A 16,293-nucleotide genomic window follows, 5' to 3' on the forward strand; every position below is an offset into this window, starting at 1 on the left:
GGAAAAGCGCAGAGAAAACGAGACGAGGGCGCGACGCTAGCGCCCAGGCGGCACCGGGAGAGGTGCCGCGGCGGTTCAGCGGGAAGGCTGGGTAAGGCGGGCCAGACGGGCCGCCAGGGCATCCGCCGCGCTGTCCAGGGCGGCGATGTCCCGGGCCTGTTCGGCCAGGGCCGGCCGGGGCACCCCCGGGCCTTCGTCGGCCAGGAACTCGGCCCCGTTGGCCGAGAGGCGGGCCAGGGTCTCGCCCTGCCAGGCGCCCAGGCGCCGGCCAAGGCCGGCCAGGCGGTGGGCGGGAATGTCGCCGACCCAACGGGCCAGGGCTTCCTCGCCGTCCCAGCGCAGGTTGCGGAAGACAAAGCCCAGGGCTTCGGCAAAATCGGCCACGCCTTCCAGCCGCGCCGCCGCCAGGGCTTCCTGGGGGCGACCGAGAAAACGCAGGGGGGCGTGTTCGGGCAGGCGGATCAGCACATCGGGTGCCGCCAGGGCGCCGCTGTGGAACGTGCCGTCCTCGGCCACCGTCAGGTCCAGGGTGAACCAGGGCGGCAGCACCACCCGGGCGCCGCGCCCGGCGAAGGGGCGCAGCCGCTGACGGGCCCAGGACTCCTGGCGCAGCAGGTGGTTCAGGGCGGCGAGGACGGGACGTTGCAACATGGCAAAGACCTTAGGGAGGCTCAGGCCAGCTGTTGAATGCCGGCGACCATCCAGCCCCGGCTGCCATCCACCGGCTTGACCAGGTGCCAGACTTCGTCGAAGGGCGCCGGGGCGGCCTCCTTCTCTTCCCGCAGCAAGCCATGGAAGCGCACGCTGGCGATGTGCCGGCCGGCTTCGCTGACCACTTCCAGCAGGGTGGCTTCCAGCTGCACCACGTCGGTCTGCTGGGCCTTGCCGCCGCGCTCGGCCAGTTGCAGCTGCACTTCGGCAAACATTTCGGGGGCCAGGAATTCCCGCATGTCGTCCAGGTTGCCCTGGTCGTTGGCAGCCTGCAGGCGCACGAAATTGAGCTTGGCCACGCGGAGAAAGCCTTCCACGTCGAAATCGGCGGGAATGTTGGCAGCGGGAGTCGCCGCGGCGGCCACCGGCGCAGCGGCCGGAGCGGCCGAAGCGCTAGCGCCCATCGGCTGGGCCGGGGTTTCCGGCACCGGCGCCATGGAGGGGCCGCCCACGCCGACGTATTGCAGCGGCTCGGCACGCTGGGCCGCAGCGGGCCGGCGGAAGAGCAGGCGGAAGACGACGATGGCACCCATCACCAGCAGAGCGATCATGAGGAAGTTGGCCATGCCTTCGCCGAAGCCGAAGTGGGAAGCCAGGGCCGCCAGGCCCAGACCGGCCGCCAGGCCGGCGATGGGGCCGAGCCAGCTACGCTTGGGGGCAGCAGCCTGGGGAGCGGGCGCGCCGGGTGCAGGCTGAGCCTGCTGGGCCGGGGCCGTGCTTTGTCGCTGGGGGGCCGCCGGTGCCGGGGAGGTGTTGTGCTGGGGCGTCACGCTGCGCTGCATGCCGCTGCTGCGGCCGCCGCCCAGGCGGGCGGCTTCGGCATCAGGCACGGCCAGCGTCAGGCCCAGGGCCAGAACGCACAGGGCGAGAATGGATCGTTGCATGGTGTCTCTCCTCATTTTTTTATGGGGGTGCTTCAGTTTCAGTACTTGTAGCCGCGGTGCAGGGCGACCACGCCCAGGGTCAGGTTGAAGTATTCGACCTTTTCCAGGCCGACTTTCTCCATCATGGCCTTCAGGGTTTCCTGGTCCGGGTGGACGCGGATGGACTCGGAAAGATAGCGGTAGCTGTCGGAATCCTTGACGATCATCTGGCCCAGCCGGGGGATGACCTGGAAGGAATAGAAGTCATAGACCGGCGCCAGGGGCTTCCACACCTGGGAGAATTCCAGCACCAGCAGACGGCCGCCGGGCTTGAGGACGCGGCGCATCTCGGCCAGGGCGGAATCCTTGTGGGTCATGTTGCGCAGGCCGAAGGCCACGGTGACCACGTCGAAATAATCATCGGGGAAGGGCAGCTTCTCGGCGTCGCACTGCGCCACGGGCATGATGAAGCCCTTGTCGCAGAGGCGATCCCGGCCCCGGGTGAGCATGGCGTTGTTGATGTCGGTGAGCCATACCTGGCCGCTCTTGCCGACCTTCTTGGCGAAGGCCAGGGAAAGGTCGCCGGTACCACCGGCCACGTCCAGCACCCGCATTCCCTCGCGCACGCCGCTCTGGCCGATGGTGAAGGCCTTCCACAGGCGGTGCAGGCCGCCGGACATGAGGTCGTTCATCAGGTCGTAGCGCTGGGCCACGGAGGAGAAGACGTCGGCCACCTTCTGGGCTTTTTCTGCCTCTTCCACCTGTTGATAACCGAAATGCGTTTTGTCACCCATGATGGGAAATCCGTTTGCTGTGCGTTGAGGGGAGGATCAGTGCTTGCCGCAGCCGCCCTGGGGGCGGGGTGGCGGCGGGGGCAGATCGGCAGGGTCGCGGGAGAGGCCGGCGGCCGCCAGCTTCTCCAGATACTCCTGCCACAGGGCCTCGCGGTTGAGGCCCAGTTCGTAGAGGTAATCCCAGGAATAGAGGCCGCTGTCGTGGCCGTCGGAAAAGACCAGCTTGATGGCGTAGTTGCCGACGGGCTCGACCTTCTCGATCTCCACCGCCTGCTTGCCGGCCTGGAGCTTCTCCTGACCCGGGCCGTGGCCCCGCACCTCGGCAGAGGGTGAGAGGACCCGCAGGAATTCGTAGGTGAGTTCGAAATGCTGCCCGTCCTCGAAGGAAAGCTCGAGCAAACGGGATTTCTGGTGCAGCTTGATTTCGCTGGGAACGGGGGTGTCCCGATGGAGACCGGCCATGGCCGCAAGTCCTGCAAAAAAGACGCGCTATGATAACGCAGAAGCCGCAAATGGGGCTTTTCCGGGGAACTACGTACCTGGCTTGCCTGCAATCAAAAAGCGAACCACCAAGGCACCAAGGCGCACCAAGTTTCACCAAGCACAGGGAATTCATGCGGGACGAACAGAGGGCTATTCAGAGGGCTATTCTTAGTGCTTGGTTAACAGTTTAGCCCGCCTTTTCCGCAGTGTCGGGCCCCGTCCCGACAGCCCTGGCCCGATCCGCGTACGGCGTCATCAATTTGTCACGTAGCTGCAATAGACTCTTCGGCAAATCTTCACGGACGCATTGACCATGCCCGCCAACATCCTCGTCGTCGAAGACGAACCCTCCATCCAGGAACTGATCGCTGCCAACCTGCAGCACGCCGGCCACCAGGTGCTGCGCGCCTACGATGCCGAAGAGGCGGAGCGCAAGGTGCGGGAAGTGCTGCCCGACGTGATCCTGCTGGACTGGATGCTGCCCGGCATGTCCGGCGTGCAGTTCGCCCGCAAGCTGCGCAGCGACGAGCGCACCCGGGAAGTGCCCATCATCATGCTCACCGCCCGGGGCGAGGAGCACGACAAGATCACCGGCCTGGAAGCCGGCGCCGACGACTACGTCACCAAGCCCTTCTCCCCCCGGGAACTGCAGGCCCGCATCAAGGCCGTGTTGCGCCGCCGCGCCCCCCAGATGACGGAAGACCCGGTGGATATCGAAGGCCTGCGCCTGGACCCGGTCACCCACCGGGTCACCGGCAACGGCCAGCCGGTGGACCTGGGGCCGACGGAATTCCGCCTGCTCCACTTCTTCATGACCCATTCGGAACGGGTGCATAGCCGCGCCCAGCTGCTGGACCAGGTCTGGGGCGACCACGTCTTCGTTGAAGAGCGCACCGTCGATGTGCACATCCGCCGCCTGCGCTCCGCCCTCGAACCCACCGGCCACGAACGCCTGATCCAGACCGTGCGCGGCAGCGGATACCGTTTTTCCATCCAGGCCAGTTAAACTCCCGGCCTGCCACCCCTGATCGGTACCTCCCATGGTGAAAGCCGTCTGGCTGCGCGCCTTCTTTTTCCTCTTCCTGCTCTGTTCCGTCACCGGCCCCGTGTGGATTTTCGTCGGTCGCCAGCAGGCCTGGGAAACCTTCTGCAGCGGCCTGCTGCTCTATCTGCTCTACCACCTCTGGTACCTGGCCAAGCTCATGCGCTGGCTGCGCGGCCCCCTGGATGCCCGGGTGCCCCGGGGCTTCGGCGTCTGGGAGATGGCCTTTGCCGGCCTGCACCGCCGGGTCCGCATCCGCCTCGAACAGCAAAATGCCCTGGCCCGGGCCCTGGAACGCTTCCGCCTGGCCGGTGAAGCCCTGCCCGACGGCGTCATCGTCTTCAACCGCCACCGCCAGATCGACGGCCTCAATGCCCAGGCCGCCTCCCACTTCAATCTCAACCCGGCTACCGACCGGGGCCAGCCGGTCACCAACCTGATCCGCCAGCCCGAATTCGTCGCCTACCTGGAAGCCGGCCTCTACACCGAACCCCTGCTGTTGCAGAACGACCTGCAACGGGGCCAGACCCTGCAAATCCAGGTCATTCCCTACGGCGACGACCAGAACCTGCTGATCTCCCGGGACATCAGCCAGCTGGAGCGCCTGGAAAACATGCGGCGGGATTTCGTCGCCAACGTCTCCCACGAACTCAAAACGCCCCTCACCGTGGTCAGTGGTTTCGTCGAAATGCTGGTGGACGACTTCGATGCCTACCCCCGGGAAGACGCCCTGCATTACCTGGGCCTGGTGCGCGAACAATCGGGCCGTATGCAGCGCCTGATCGACGACCTGCTCACCCTCTCGGCCCTGGAAACCAGCCGCCTGACGCCGGTGGATGATCGGGTGGATGTGCCCGCCCTGCTCCAGGTAATCTTTCAGGAAACCCAGGCCCTCTCCGGCGGGCGCCACCAGCTGGAATTCCACTGCGACGGCCCGACAGCCCTGCTGGGGTGCGCCAGCGAACTGCGCAGCGCCTTCGGCAACCTGGCCTCCAACGCCGTGCGCTACACCCCGGATGGCGGCAAAGTCGTGCTGTGCTGGTCCGGCACGGCGGAGGGCGGCGCCGCCTTCTCCGTCGCCGACACCGGCATCGGCATCCTCGCCCAGCACATTCCCCGGCTCACCGAACGCTTCTACCGGGTCGACCGCAGCCGCTCCCGGGAAACCGGCGGCACCGGCCTCGGCCTGGCCATCGTCAAACACGTGCTCACCCGCCACCAGGGCCGCCTGGAGGTAGAAAGCGAACCCGGCAAGGGCAGCCGCTTCTCCGCCAATTTCCCACCATCCCGCATCACCGCCTGAAGCTGCCGCTGCGGCGGCGCTTCCCTGCGCCACCTCCTCATTCGTCCTGTTACGCCAATCACCCCCGGCAGAAAAGCCGGATCGGTGAAAGCCTGCCCTGTCTATCGGGACGAAAATGCATCAAATTTAATGCATTTATTGAATTTCACGATATTTGCACTATATTTGATGCATGGACATTCAGGAAATGGGTGCAGCCATCCGTGCTGCCAGAACCGAGCGCAAGCTCAGCCAAGGCCAAATCGCCGCGATGCTGGGTATGAGCCGGGCGACGATCTCCGGCATCGAAACCGGCAGGATCGCCGAGGTCGGTGTGCGTAAACTGATGGCCTTGTGCGCCATCCTCGGGCTGGAAATTTCAGTCGGCCAGAAGCGGCAATACCCGACCCTGCAGGAACTCAGGAGAGAGGCCCATGAAAAGAAGCGGGGTTAACGTCTATGTCGGCCAGGACCATGCCGGCCTGCTTTCCCGAAGCGACCTGGAGGCGGATACCTTTCTCTTCGCCTACTGCCCCGGGTGCCGGGAGGAAAACGCCGTTTCCCTGACCATGCCGGTGGTCGCGGATCAATACGACTCCATGAACTTTCTCCACCCTATCTTTGAAATGAACCTGCCGGAAGGCGCATTGCGGGAACGGCTGGAGCGGATGTTTGCCAAAGCGGTGCGGGATTTTGACGCCCTGAGTCTGCTGGACATCGTCGGCCGTTCCCAGATCGGGCGACTGCGCTACGCCACCGAAGGCATCCCCCTTGCCGAGGTGCCGACAGAATCGATCGAGCGCATCCTGGCCTACAACGGCGCAGAAGACCTCTTCGACGACCTGCTACGCCGTTTCGCCAGCTATTCCGGTATCTCCGGCATGCAACCCAAGGTGCTGATCCGTCACGCGGCACCAGCCCTCGACCGATTGACCGACAAGGGCGCCACCCACATCGTCAAAAGCTTCAACCCCCTCGAATTCCCCGAGCTCGCCGCCAACGAGTATTTTTCCATGCAGGCAGCGCGCCACGCCGGGCTACCGACTGCCAATACCCGGCTATCAGACAATCGGGCACTTCTTGTTGTCGAGCGCTTTGACCGGACGGCGGACAGCCGCTATCTGGGTTTTGAGGATTTTTGCGTCCTCAGCGGTATGCGGGCCAGCGGAAGGTACAGCGGATCGTATGAGGACTTGGCCAAAAAAGTGGCCATCTTCGTCTCACCGCAACACCACCCGGGGGCCATGCGCCAACTCTTCGCCATGCTGGCCCTGGTCACGGCCATCAAAAATGGCGATGCCCACCTGAAGAATTTCGCGGTGCTGTACGACCGACCCGGCATCAATGTGCGACTGGCCCCGGTGTACGACATGCTTTCCACCCAGCCCTATCTCCCCAATGACCGGCTGGCCCTCGACCTCAACGGCAGCCGGGACTACCCCACGCGCCAGCAACTGCTTCAGTTTGCCCGTCAGTCCTGCGGCTTGAGCCGACAGGCAAGTGACGACATTCTGGCCAAGGTTCAAGCCGGCGTGATACAGGCAATAGCCGAGATTCGGGCCTACGCAGAACAACACCCGGATTTCCGGCACCAGGCCGGGCGCCTCTCCACCCTCTTTTCCACGGGTGCCGCCGGTCTGGCCGGCTGACCGGTCTGACCTGACCGACCACTCGGCGAAAGCACAAGGAACAATCAGGGGAATCAGCCGCAGACGCTGAATTCCACCCGCTCGAAATCGCTGCCGCTCTGGCGCAGCTTGCCCAGTTTGAGGCGCCAGGCGCCGTCGGTGAAGACTTCCACCTCCCGCCCCGGGGCGTACCAGCCGATGGGCAGGACAATGCTCGGCCCCTCGTTGAGGGCCGCCACCGCCGGTAGCAGAAAGGCCCGGCTGTAGGCTTCGGAGGCGGAGTGCCCGTCGCCCACCAGGCGGGCCGCCACGGCCTGGGGATGGCCGGCCATGAGGCTGATGCCGGCAATCAGACCACCGCCCGAGGAGGCTGCGCCAGCCGCGCCTTCGGCAAGAGGGACCGGGGACGGGGTTTCGCCGTGGCCCCTTTCTGTTCGCGCGCCCTCCGGCCGAGCCCCTTCCTGCATCAGCCAGCTGGCCTGAGCCAGCAGATAGGGCTGCTCCGGCCCGGGGCTGACGGCCAATAGCTGGCCGTGGGCCAGGCGCTGGCCCGCCGCGCCCCGTTGCAGGCGGTAGCCCGCCGCTGACTGGTTGATCACCTCCCACTCATCCGCCGCATAGGTAATGCGCGAGGTCACCACTTCCAGGGGCTGGCTCGGGTCCACCTGATGGCGGAAGACGTACAGCCGGTCGAACTCCTGGCGGGAATAGACGCGCACATTCTCCGGCTGGGCAAAGGTCTGGCCGCCGATGAAGTAATGGATGGGTTCCCAGCCCACCGCCAGGCGCAGGCTGCCCGACGCCGCATGGCGCCGGAAGCGCCGCTGGGCGGCCGCCTGGGACCAGGGGCGGAACAGGGTGGCCAGCAGGTGCACGCACAGGCTGGCGCTGGCCCCTTCGCCCAGCCCCGCATCCACCGGGCTGATGCGGGCTTTCAGGGCCTGGTGGGCCTGCTGCAGTTGCAGGGCCAGGCGGGAGGTATCGAGGCGGCGCAGGAACAGGCCGGCCTCGGCCTGCAATTCGCGATCCACGGCCAGGGGGCGCAGGCCGCCATCCTGCATCAGGTCGGCGACGAAACGGGGCGGCTCCTCTTCCGGCGTCACGGCCTGCAAGGTGACCAGGGGCGCCCATTGCAAGGCCCAGCGCCAGGCCAGGCCCAGCTCCCGCACTCCCAGGTGGTAGGGGCCGGCCAGATCCAGCAGCAGGGCCGCCACGTAGGCGGCGGCGCAATGGCTGCGACATTCCAGGGGCTCCCGGGGGTCGGCCACCGGCAGGGTGGCGACACCCCAGTCCTCGGCGCTGCCGTAGGTACCGTGGAGGTTCAGCCAGAGCCCCGGCGGCACCTCCCGGCGGGCGCGGTAATGCTCGGCCAGGGCCTGGCCGGTGTAGTAGAGGCAGCGGTGCAGGATGAGGGCCAGGCGCTCCGGCGTGTCCTCCCCCGCCGGCAGCCGCTGGGCCACCCGGGCATAGAGATCGGCCATGCGCTGCCAGGCGGCCGCCACTTCGGTGAAGGCCTGTTCTTCCCGCTCGGCCAGGGGCACGGCCCGGTTCAGGTAGGTCTTGGCCCGCTCTTCCTGGACGAAGGCCAGGGGCACCTGGGCCTGCTCCAGCAACTGCAAGGTGGCCAGGGGTGGTGGCGGGGCGGCCAGCAGGCTCTGCTGGAAACGCAGCAGGTCGCTCTGGGCCCGCAGGGGGTCGGCCAGGGGCAGGCGGGCGAGAAAGGCGGCGCCGCTGGGCTGGTCGGGGAAAGCCAGGATAAAGCCACCGTTCATGGCCGCCCTCTCGCCGCCCAGGAATGGCCCACTTCGACCTCCTGGGCGGCCACGGCCGCGGCCGCAAGGAACGCGGGGGCAGTTATGGTGGCCCGATCAGCAGATGGCATGGCGGTGTCCCGGGATGGGGCTCAGTTGGGGTAGCTGCCGTCGTCGGCGACGCAGGCCACCAGATCGTAATCGTGGCCGCCGAAGATCACCTTTTCCAGACGATAGCGCCGTACCGGCACCTCGGGGTCGTGGAAATCCAGGCTGATCAGCCGTTGCTTCTGGTACCAGCCCCGGGGCATCACCAATTCCGGCGCCGCCGTGCCGTCCTCCCCCAGGGCCTGGATAAGGAAGCCCCCCACCAGGGGCTGGGCCGACAGGTTGGCGCCCAGGGCCTGGATGGCCACGCCAATGGCCACGCCGGAAAGGCGCTTGACCTTCATCATGACGCCGCCGTCGCCGGTCTGCATCAGGCTGCTGATGCGGGCCAGGGCCAGGCTCTCGGGCTTGGCCGGGTCCGCCGCCACGGCGGTCAGCTGGCCCACCGCCACCCGGCCGCCGGGGCCGGCCCGGTGCAGGCGCAGGGCGCCGGCATTGTGTTCGAGGAGGGACCAGCTTTCGCCGGCATAGCGGCTGGCCGCCGCATCCCGCAGGCTGGCGGCGCCATCCCGGGCGGTGCCGAAGACGGCCAGGCGGTCCGCATCCTGGCGGGAGAACTGGTAGGCCTCCCGGGCGGCCTGGGGGCGATTCACCTCCCGCCCGGTGATGCGGTAGTGGATGGCCTCGTAACCCAGCACCACCGCCAGGGGGCCGATGGGCTGGCCCAGGTCGAAGGGCCGGGCGATGGCTTCCTGGGTCCAGGGATATTTCAGGTGGGCCAGCAGGCGGGCTGCATCGGCGGCGGCCACATCGCTGCCCAGCTGCAGTTCGCCGGGGCTGAGTCCCTCGGCCAGACGCCGGCGCAGCTTGCGCAGGTGGTTGGCCAGGGCCTCGGTCTCCAGGCGGCGCACAGAGGTCGGATGGATGGCCCCGGGCAGGGCCTTCATCAACGGCTTGTCTCCCGCCAGATTGACGACGAAAGGCACGGCAACCCCCGCCTCCACCGGCAGCACCTTCAGCAGCTGGCCGAGGGAGCGGGCCCAGCGCCAGACCAGGGGCAAATCCCGGGAGCGCAGGGAATAGGGCTTGGCCATGTCGAAGAGCAGCACCGCGCCATAGGCCCGGGTACAGCTGAGATTGCGGCCGGCCGGGTCCTGGAAGACGAAATCCGCCACCTGGCGCCGTTCGCTCTCCTCGAAAATCTCGTGAAAGCTGCGCCACAGGCCCGGCGGAATCTGAAAGCGGGCCAGCAGATGTTCCACCACGGCCATGCCGCGGCAGAACAAGGCTCGCTCGAGAATGGCCGCCGTATCGGCATCGCCGCCCGTCGGCGGCTCGGCAGCCAGCCAGGCATCCGCCGCATCCAGCCAGAGCTGCACGGTACGGCGGAAGAGCGGCAATTCCTGCTCGCCATAGGGCAGGGGCCGCCCCAAGTAGCGCCGGGCGGCTTCTTCCTGCACGAAGGCCAGGGGCTTTTCCGCCTGGGCCAGCACCGGCGCCTGCTCCATCGGCGGCAGGGGGCGACGGGCCAGGGCGTGGAAGAAGCGGGTCAGGGACTCGTGGGTCTGCACCGGGTCCGCCATGGGCAGACGGCCGAGAAAGGCCACCGCATCGGCACCGCTGCGAAACTCCAGGGTCGGCATGGCAGGGGGAGCGGGAATAATCATGGCGCACCTCCGCAAGGGGCGTGGTTATTGGTTTGCAGCTTAGTGGATGGCGGCAGTCAGGAAAAGCCCCTGGCCCGGTTTAAATTATCCATATGGCAATTAATTACGGGTTTGGCGACGACAAAACCCAGTCTCAATAAACAAGGAAAATGTGTTCATTTGCGTGCCTCTGACTTGGCACGTTCCGCTAAGCCGCTAACTTGGGTGTCTTGATACTTCGCCTGGCCTTCTTTCAGGCCATCCTGGCTGGCCGGGGGAAATCCCCCTTCGTCGCCCTGGCTATTGCGCTTGTAAGGCGTGGGGCAGCGCCATCAGATCCCCGGGTCAGTCATGTACGCCATGCGCAACCGTGTTAATCATGCCGATGACAAGGTTGATCTCGGGATTGTCTGGACGACCATCCGGGATGGGGCTACCAAGACGCCATGCCCAGCTTGAAGCCGTCCGCGGGGGCCTTTCCCCTGACGATCTCAACGATCCGGAGCGATCCGGAATCACCGCTTGATATTGGCAGGGGTCAGGCCAACCCGCCCGTATGCGTACTTCAATGCCTTGCAGAGGCAATAGGGACGGGCATCTTCCCCATACCACCCCGCTGCGCCAATAGGGGCGCGGCACGCCAGGCAGCCCCGCGTCCCTATTGCCTCTGCGGGCATCTGCTGGCCTTGGGGGGAATTTTCCGACCGCTGGGAAGCGCTTCGCTCCGTGGCCGGACCAGCCCTGAAGCGCCGTCGAGTCACCGGCGCATCGCCCAAGAGGGCGGTGGCCTCTGCATTGGCGGCGGTTCATGGTAAAACATCCCTATCCATCGCAGCCGGCCCGCCGACCCCATGAACGATCGCCAACTCGCCGCCCTCTGGCAGCAACGCCTTTCCACCCGCCGCTTCAAGGTCAAGGGCGGGGAAATCCTCGAATCCCAGGCCTCCACCGCCGCCGAAGGGGCCGCCGGGCTGCGTACCGAATATCACATCGACCATGACCGGGTGGTCTTCTCCACCGCCTTCCGCCGCCTCGGTCGCAAAACCCAGGTGCATCCCCTGGCCAGCCACGACCACACCCACAACCGCCTCACCCACAGCGTCGAGGTGGCCTGTGTCGGGCGCAGCCTGGGCAACCGGGTGGGGGCCATGATGGCCGAACAGGGCTACCTGCCCGAGGGCATCACCCCCTTCGATCTGGGCATGGTGGTGCAGGTGGCCTGCCTGGCCCACGACATCGGCAACCCGCCCTTCGGCCACACCGGGGAAGATGCCCTGCGGGCCTGGTTCCGCGACCCCCGCAATGCGCACTGGCTAGCCGGCCTAAGCGATGCCGAACGGCTCGACGTGCAGACCTTCGAAGGCAACGCCCACGGCTTTCGCATGGTTTCGCGCCTGGAGATGTACGCCAACGAAGGCGGTATGCGCCTCACCGCCGCCGCCCTGGGCGCCCTCATCAAATACCCATGGACCGTGGCCGCCAGCCCCAAGCCCGGCAAGTTCAACTTCTACCAGTCCGAACTGGCCTACTTCGAGGCCGTCGCCGGCGCCCTCGGCCTGCCCCGCCAGGGTGAGCGCTGGGCCCGCCACCCGCTCTCCTACCTGATGGAGGCGGCGGACGACGTCTGCTACGCCATCCTGGACCTGGAAGACGCGGTGGAAATGGGCATCATCGACGTGCAGGAATTCGAGCAGCTCATCCACCCCCTGGCCGCCACCGAAGCCGGCCGCGTCTGGGAAAGCCCCAGCTCCCGCCAGAAATGCGCCATGCTGCGCGGCATGGCCGTGGGCCGCTGCGTCCATGCCATCGGCGATGCCTTCATGAACAACCTACCAGAGCTCACCGACGGTAGTTTTTTTTCCACTACGGGGGCCAAGGATCTCCTCGCCGTGTGCAAAGACAATGCCGTGGACCGGGTGCTCTCCGAAGCCAAGGAGCTGGCCAAGAAACGGGTCTACCGCCACAAGAGCAAGGTCATGACCGAACTGGCCGCCTACCCCTGCCTCGGCTCCATTCTCGACGTGCTGGTACCCGCCGTTCATGCTTGGGTCAGCAACAACGGCCAGGTGGATAACCGCCAGAAGACCGCCCTCTCCCTCCTCGAAGTCCTGCCCCGCCCCGAAGACGGGCTCTACGCCGCCTACATGTCCATCCTCGACTACGTCGGCGCCATGACCGACAACGCCGCCGCCACCCTGGCCCGGGAGATTTCTGGCGTCGGCATCATGTAACCCGCCCTTGGCAACCCAAGGGGCCTTGCCCCCAACCGCCATCACGGGCGACACGGGCGACACGGGCGACACGGCTTTACCGTCGTGAGGGGAGCCGGTAGCGCCAACACCACATGCTCGTAAAATCGATCGTTATGATGTTAATGCTCGAAATAAGGCGCATTGAATTTCGCTCATAAATTGACAAGCGAAAATTCACCGCCTAAATTGCTCGTAATTTCGTGCATTAAGTAATTAACACTCGATATTACGAACATGAAAATCAAACAAGCTGCTGCACTCCCCACATCTTTGCTGCAAGAGTCCGCCCAACTGGGTCAGCAACTGGCCCGCCTGCGCCTGGCCCGCCACATCAAGCAAGCCGATGCAGCGTTGCGGGCCGGTCTATCCCGCAATACCGCCTACCGTATCGAGCATGGCGACCCCGGCCTGGCCATCGGCCAGATACTGCGTTACCTGGAAGCCATCTCCCCCGGCAGCACCCTGCGCGACCTTCTGGCCGAGTCTGACCCGGCCCTGATCGCCCTCAAAGCCCAGGAGCAAACCCGGCGCGTACGCGACCTGAGCGCCGCCGAGCTCCAGGCACTGGATTTCTGAGCCATGGCCACCAGGGAAACCCGATTGATGGCCTTCGCCCACCTCGGCGCCAGCTGGGCACCCTGCGGCCGGCTTACCCTCGTCGAAGACGGTCACAAACTCCTGGCCTCACGCTTTGCCTACGGCCTCAACTACGCCCGGCGGAACGATGCGCTGGAAGTGGACCCGGTCAGTCTGGGTCTCACCGACCGGGAGCCGATCCTTGGCCGGGAACTGCTGCCTGCGGCCCAGCTGCCCTTTTTTGGCGGCATCCGCGATGCCGCCCCCGATTCCTGGGGTCGGCGGGTCATCGAGGCCAAGCTCAAGGTACCCGCCAACAGCCTGCCCGAATCCCAATACCTGCTCCATGCCGGCAGTGAGCGAATCGGTGCCCTGGATATCCGGCCAGACATCAACGCCCTCCCGACAGCAGCAGGCAGCCCTTGGCATACCCTGGAACACCTCATGGAAGCGGCGGAGCGCATTGAGGCCGGGCACCCCATCCCCCACCATCTCGAGGCCATATTCATCGACGGCACCGCCCTGGGCGGCGCCCGCCCCAAAGCGTCGGTGCGCGACGATGAAGGCGTGTTATGGCTGGCCAAATTCTCCAGTCGCCAGGACGCATTCGATGTTCCCGCCATCGAATGCGCCGCATTGCAGCTGGCCCGCCAGGCCGGGCTCACCGTTCCGCCAGTGTATACGCTCATGCTCGGCAACCGGCGCCTCATGCTCATCCGTCGTTTTGACCGCTATTGGGCAACGCCGGGAGAAGCACTGAACCCCAACAGCGATCTGCTCTCAAGCCTCCCCGGCCCGGGCAAGGTCGAGCATCGCCTGGGCTTCGTCAGTGGACTGACCCTGGTGGCCTGCGACGAAACCGAGTCGCGTACCAAGTCCTATGCGGACCTGGCTGAAGCCATACGCCGCTACGGCCACCCTGCCGTGATCCGGCAAAATACCGAAGAGTTATACCGGCGCATGATCTACAACATCTTCGTCAGCAACGACGACGACCACCTGCGCAACCACGGCTTTCTCTGGGACCCACGGCTTCCCGGCTGGCGACTCAGCCCCCTTTACGACGTACTGCCCCGCCCCAGCCACGCCACCGAGCGCTTCTTGCACCTGGAGGCAGGCCCCCAGGGCAGGCTGGCCAGTCTCGACAATGCCCTGGCCGCCCACGCGAGGTTTACCCTCTCCCAGGAAACGGCCTGCCTTTTGATTGCCGAGGTCTGGCGCATCGTGCGCCAGTGGCGGGTCTTCTTCGACCAAACGGGCGTGCCCGACCAGGAACAGGCCAAAATCGCCCCCGCCTTTCGGCACATCGACGATATTTCCAGCAAAGCCCTACGCAAATTGCTCACTGAAGCCTGAAAGCCGGCACTTCTCCTTTTCCCAAAATCGCCATAAAAAAGCCCACGCCAAGGCGTGGGCTTTTTCATTCAACCGCCGTCCAACAACATCGTCCGGCTGACGGCCCAGCCGGGCCGCGGTGGGTTGTGGTTAGTGCTTGGTCTTGCCGGCGGCCTCGGCGGCGGCGGCCTGGTTATTCTTCGACTGGGCGTAGATGGCAGCAAAGTCGATGGGCTGGATGGTCAGGGCCGGGTAGCCAGCGTAGCCGCCGGTGCGCTCCATGACTTCCTTGAGGGCCGGGAACATGGCTTCGGGGATCATCACGAAGAGGGCAGGCTCCACCTGCTCGGCTTCCAGGTTGCGCACTTCCACCAGGGCGCGGTAGCCCATTTCAGCCAGATAGATGGTCTTGCCATCCAGATCGGCGGTGAGGCGCAGGCCCACGGTGACCTGGTGGGTGGGTTCGCCGGGCTGGAAACTGGCGGGGTCGCCGGCACGGGCAGAAACTTCCACGCGCCCGGCCTGGCCCAGCTTGGCCTCAGAAGCCCGGGCATCGAGAACGCCAGCGGGGTTTTCCACCGACAGATCGTTGAGGAAGTGCTGGTGCAACACCACCACCGGGGCCGTCGGGTCCAGGGCGGCTTCCTGGGCCTGCTGGGCAAGAACCTGATTGGCACCGCTCACGGCGGTCTGCACTACGGCGTCGGCGCCGGTCAGCACCTTTTCATCGGCCTTCTTGCGGCTGGCCTTGGTCTTCTTTTCAGCGGCCTCGGCGGCCTTGGCTTGATCTTTGTCGCTCATGTCGCACTTACTCCGGTCTGACGATTTGCAATAGTTTGAATTCCCGGGCCTTCAGGCTGCCATCCGGCTGCACCACGGGGAAAGTGAAGGATTGTTGCTGCTGCAGCTCGGTCAGCAGAATCTCTGTCCGATGGGAGCGGGCATTGAACACATCCCGGGTGAACAGAATCAGCTTGTCCCCTTCCGGGTTCACCCGGAACAGGGTCTTGATCGACTCCTCCCCCAGACGAGTGTCGGCAACGATGGCCGGCGCCATGGGCGAAGCTTCCAGGCGGCGGTCACCATCCTGGATTCGTACGGCAACAAAGCGCTGCAACTCCAGGGAGGGCTTTTCCAATTCCCGCTGGGCAATGGCGTGGGGGTCGGTCGGCACCACCAGGGCCTGACCATCCACGGCATTGCCGGTCGATTTGTCATTGCCGCAGGCCGCCAGCAGCACGGCCAGGGTGACTGCTAAAAAACGAAGCAGGGTCATGGGCATCTCACTTCACGCCCATAGCGTCGAGCAGGGCGGCCCCATCGGGGCGCTCCTTGGCCCGCTGCACGGCGCTCTTGCCGGCCGGAGGCACCCACTGGGGGTCGGCCCCGTGGTCCACCAGCAGTTTGACCATGGCCACATCACCTTTTTCCACGGCAAAGCCCAGGGCATCGTAGCCACCGGAATGGCCCTTCACATCGGCGCCTTTCTCCAGCAGGGCCTTGGCGGTGTTGTGCTGGCCGTTGAAGGCGGCCGCCATCAACACGGTGACGCCGTTGGCCTGGGCAGTATTGGGGTTCACCCCGGCCTCCACCAGCAGCTTGCCTTCCTTGTCGTGGCCGCCTTCCTTGATTTTCGCCATCAGCTGCTGCTCGGTGGGCGGCAACTGCTTGCTCTTGGCTGCCTCCCGGGCAGCCTGTTCATCCATGCCGCAGGCCGCCAGCAGCAGGCCCAGCAGGATCAGATAGACGTGGCGCAACATTGCTTGCCTCCTCAATAACCGCCCCGTAGGCGGAGGGCGCATTGTAGCGCAAAACGCGCTAG

16 protein-coding genes are annotated in these 16,293 nt (G+C 65.8%); 7 read left to right on the forward strand and 9 right to left on the reverse strand.

The features are described 5' to 3' along the window. Positions 1-75 precede the first annotated feature (75 nt). The 4 genes from AZSI13_RS08040 to AZSI13_RS08055 are packed head-to-tail and all read right to left on the reverse strand — an operon-like array spanning position 76 to position 2,830. Complete coding sequence (locus tag AZSI13_RS08040; protein ID WP_109040657.1) at positions 76-651, reverse strand: SCP2 domain-containing protein; 576 nt, start codon at positions 649-651, stop codon at positions 76-78. Positions 652-671: 20 nt separating this feature from the next. Continuing rightward, entirely contained in the window at positions 672-1,595 is a 924-nt protein-coding gene (locus tag AZSI13_RS08045) for a Tim44 domain-containing protein (RefSeq protein WP_109040658.1), read from the reverse strand. A 38-nt stretch (positions 1,596-1,633) separates the two neighbouring features. Beyond that, positions 1,634-2,368 carry a bifunctional demethylmenaquinone methyltransferase/2-methoxy-6-polyprenyl-1,4-benzoquinol methylase UbiE gene (ubiE, locus tag AZSI13_RS08050; RefSeq protein ID WP_109040659.1) on the reverse strand — a complete coding sequence of 245 codons (735 nt, stop codon included), beginning with the start codon at positions 2,366-2,368 and terminating at the stop codon, positions 1,634-1,636. A 36-nt stretch (positions 2,369-2,404) separates the two neighbouring features. Further along, positions 2,405-2,830, reverse strand: a complete 426-nt coding sequence (locus AZSI13_RS08055) for a gamma-butyrobetaine hydroxylase-like domain-containing protein (protein WP_109040660.1) — start codon at positions 2,828-2,830, stop codon at positions 2,405-2,407. A 334-nt stretch (positions 2,831-3,164) separates the two neighbouring features. Here AZSI13_RS08055 and phoB point away from each other — a divergent pair, with 334 nt between their 5' ends. The 4 genes from phoB (at position 3,165) to AZSI13_RS08075 (ending at position 6,824) form a co-directional block, all read left to right on the forward strand. Beyond that, positions 3,165-3,857: a phosphate regulon transcriptional regulator PhoB gene (gene phoB / locus AZSI13_RS08060; RefSeq protein ID WP_109040661.1), complete on the forward strand. Its 693-nt coding sequence runs from the start codon at positions 3,165-3,167 to the stop codon at positions 3,855-3,857. Between the two features lie 34 nt (positions 3,858-3,891). Beyond that, positions 3,892-5,196: a phosphate regulon sensor histidine kinase PhoR gene (gene phoR, locus AZSI13_RS08065; RefSeq protein ID WP_109040662.1), complete on the forward strand. Its 1,305-nt coding sequence runs from the start codon at positions 3,892-3,894 to the stop codon at positions 5,194-5,196. Positions 5,197-5,368: 172 nt separating this feature from the next. Further along, entirely contained in the window at positions 5,369-5,629 is a 261-nt protein-coding gene (locus AZSI13_RS08070) for a helix-turn-helix domain-containing protein (protein ID WP_109040663.1), read from the forward strand. Then, positions 5,610-6,824, forward strand: coding sequence for a type II toxin-antitoxin system HipA family toxin (locus tag AZSI13_RS08075; RefSeq protein WP_109040664.1), 1,215 nt, complete (start codon positions 5,610-5,612; stop codon positions 6,822-6,824). Before AZSI13_RS08070 ends, AZSI13_RS08075 begins: the two co-directional genes overlap by 20 nt. 53 nt (positions 6,825-6,877) lie before the next feature. Here AZSI13_RS08075 and AZSI13_RS08080 read toward each other — a convergent pair whose 3' ends face one another. Beyond that, the gene (locus tag AZSI13_RS08080; protein WP_109040665.1) at positions 6,878-8,575 is read right to left on the reverse strand and encodes a hypothetical protein; all 1,698 of its coding nucleotides are present in this window, start codon (positions 8,573-8,575) and stop codon (positions 6,878-6,880) included. A gap of 131 nt (positions 8,576-8,706) precedes the next feature. Beyond that, positions 8,707-10,329, reverse strand: coding sequence for a hypothetical protein (locus tag AZSI13_RS08085; RefSeq protein ID WP_109040666.1), 1,623 nt, complete (start codon positions 10,327-10,329; stop codon positions 8,707-8,709). A gap of 830 nt (positions 10,330-11,159) precedes the next feature. On the opposite strand from AZSI13_RS08085, the gene AZSI13_RS08090 reads away from it, so the two are divergent. The 3 genes from AZSI13_RS08090 (at position 11,160) to AZSI13_RS08100 (ending at position 14,492) form a co-directional block, all read left to right on the forward strand. After that, positions 11,160-12,539 carry a deoxyguanosinetriphosphate triphosphohydrolase gene (locus AZSI13_RS08090; protein ID WP_109040667.1) on the forward strand — a complete coding sequence of 460 codons (1,380 nt, stop codon included), beginning with the start codon at positions 11,160-11,162 and terminating at the stop codon, positions 12,537-12,539. A gap of 255 nt (positions 12,540-12,794) precedes the next feature. Continuing rightward, positions 12,795-13,136 carry a helix-turn-helix domain-containing protein gene (locus AZSI13_RS08095; RefSeq protein ID WP_109040668.1) on the forward strand — a complete coding sequence of 114 codons (342 nt, stop codon included), beginning with the start codon at positions 12,795-12,797 and terminating at the stop codon, positions 13,134-13,136. Positions 13,137-13,139: 3 nt separating this feature from the next. Next, on the forward strand, positions 13,140-14,492 hold the full coding sequence (locus tag AZSI13_RS08100) for a type II toxin-antitoxin system HipA family toxin (RefSeq protein WP_109040669.1): 1,353 nt from the start codon (positions 13,140-13,142) through the stop codon (positions 14,490-14,492). A 129-nt stretch (positions 14,493-14,621) separates the two neighbouring features. Here AZSI13_RS08100 and AZSI13_RS08105 read toward each other — a convergent pair whose 3' ends face one another. Genes AZSI13_RS08105 through AZSI13_RS08115 form a run of 3 tightly spaced genes read right to left on the reverse strand, consistent with a single transcriptional unit; the run spans position 14,622 to position 16,231 of the window. Continuing rightward, on the reverse strand, positions 14,622-15,272 hold the full coding sequence (locus AZSI13_RS08105) for a protein-export chaperone SecB (protein WP_109040670.1): 651 nt from the start codon (positions 15,270-15,272) through the stop codon (positions 14,622-14,624). Between the two features lie 7 nt (positions 15,273-15,279). After that, positions 15,280-15,747: a hypothetical protein gene (locus tag AZSI13_RS08110; RefSeq protein ID WP_133247285.1), complete on the reverse strand. Its 468-nt coding sequence runs from the start codon at positions 15,745-15,747 to the stop codon at positions 15,280-15,282. A 7-nt stretch (positions 15,748-15,754) separates the two neighbouring features. Then, positions 15,755-16,231, reverse strand: a complete 477-nt coding sequence (locus AZSI13_RS08115; protein ID WP_165833401.1) for an ankyrin repeat domain-containing protein — start codon at positions 16,229-16,231, stop codon at positions 15,755-15,757. Positions 16,232-16,293: the final 62 nt, after the last annotated feature.

This window comes from Azospira sp. I13 (assembly GCF_003112695.1).
Classification (GTDB): Bacteria; Pseudomonadota; Gammaproteobacteria; order Burkholderiales; family Rhodocyclaceae; genus Azospira.

Bases quoted from the DNA above. Each gene is read 5' to 3' on its own strand.
- AZSI13_RS08040 (WP_109040657.1), bottom strand. From the start codon at position 651: ATGTTGCAACGTCCCGTCCTCGCCGCCCTGAACCACCTGCTGCGCCAG.
- AZSI13_RS08045 (WP_109040658.1), bottom strand. From the start codon at position 1,595: ATGCAACGATCCATTCTCGCCCTGTGCGTTCTGGCCCTGGGCCTGACG.
- ubiE (WP_109040659.1), bottom strand. From the start codon at position 2,368: ATGGGTGACAAAACGCATTTCGGTTATCAACAGGTGGAAGAGGCAGAA.
- AZSI13_RS08055 (WP_109040660.1), bottom strand. From the start codon at position 2,830: ATGGCCGGTCTCCATCGGGACACCCCCGTTCCCAGCGAAATCAAGCTG.
- phoB (WP_109040661.1), top strand. From the start codon at position 3,165: ATGCCCGCCAACATCCTCGTCGTCGAAGACGAACCCTCCATCCAGGAA.
- phoR (WP_109040662.1), top strand. From the start codon at position 3,892: ATGGTGAAAGCCGTCTGGCTGCGCGCCTTCTTTTTCCTCTTCCTGCTC.
- AZSI13_RS08070 (WP_109040663.1), top strand. From the start codon at position 5,369: ATGGACATTCAGGAAATGGGTGCAGCCATCCGTGCTGCCAGAACCGAG.
- AZSI13_RS08075 (WP_109040664.1), top strand. From the start codon at position 5,610: ATGAAAAGAAGCGGGGTTAACGTCTATGTCGGCCAGGACCATGCCGGC.
- AZSI13_RS08080 (WP_109040665.1), bottom strand. From the start codon at position 8,575: ATGAACGGTGGCTTTATCCTGGCTTTCCCCGACCAGCCCAGCGGCGCC.
- AZSI13_RS08085 (WP_109040666.1), bottom strand. From the start codon at position 10,329: ATGATTATTCCCGCTCCCCCTGCCATGCCGACCCTGGAGTTTCGCAGC.
- AZSI13_RS08090 (WP_109040667.1), top strand. From the start codon at position 11,160: ATGAACGATCGCCAACTCGCCGCCCTCTGGCAGCAACGCCTTTCCACC.
- AZSI13_RS08095 (WP_109040668.1), top strand. From the start codon at position 12,795: ATGAAAATCAAACAAGCTGCTGCACTCCCCACATCTTTGCTGCAAGAG.
- AZSI13_RS08100 (WP_109040669.1), top strand. From the start codon at position 13,140: ATGGCCACCAGGGAAACCCGATTGATGGCCTTCGCCCACCTCGGCGCC.
- AZSI13_RS08105 (WP_109040670.1), bottom strand. From the start codon at position 15,272: ATGAGCGACAAAGATCAAGCCAAGGCCGCCGAGGCCGCTGAAAAGAAG.
- AZSI13_RS08110 (WP_133247285.1), bottom strand. From the start codon at position 15,747: ATGACCCTGCTTCGTTTTTTAGCAGTCACCCTGGCCGTGCTGCTGGCG.
- AZSI13_RS08115 (WP_165833401.1), bottom strand. From the start codon at position 16,231: ATGTTGCGCCACGTCTATCTGATCCTGCTGGGCCTGCTGCTGGCGGCC.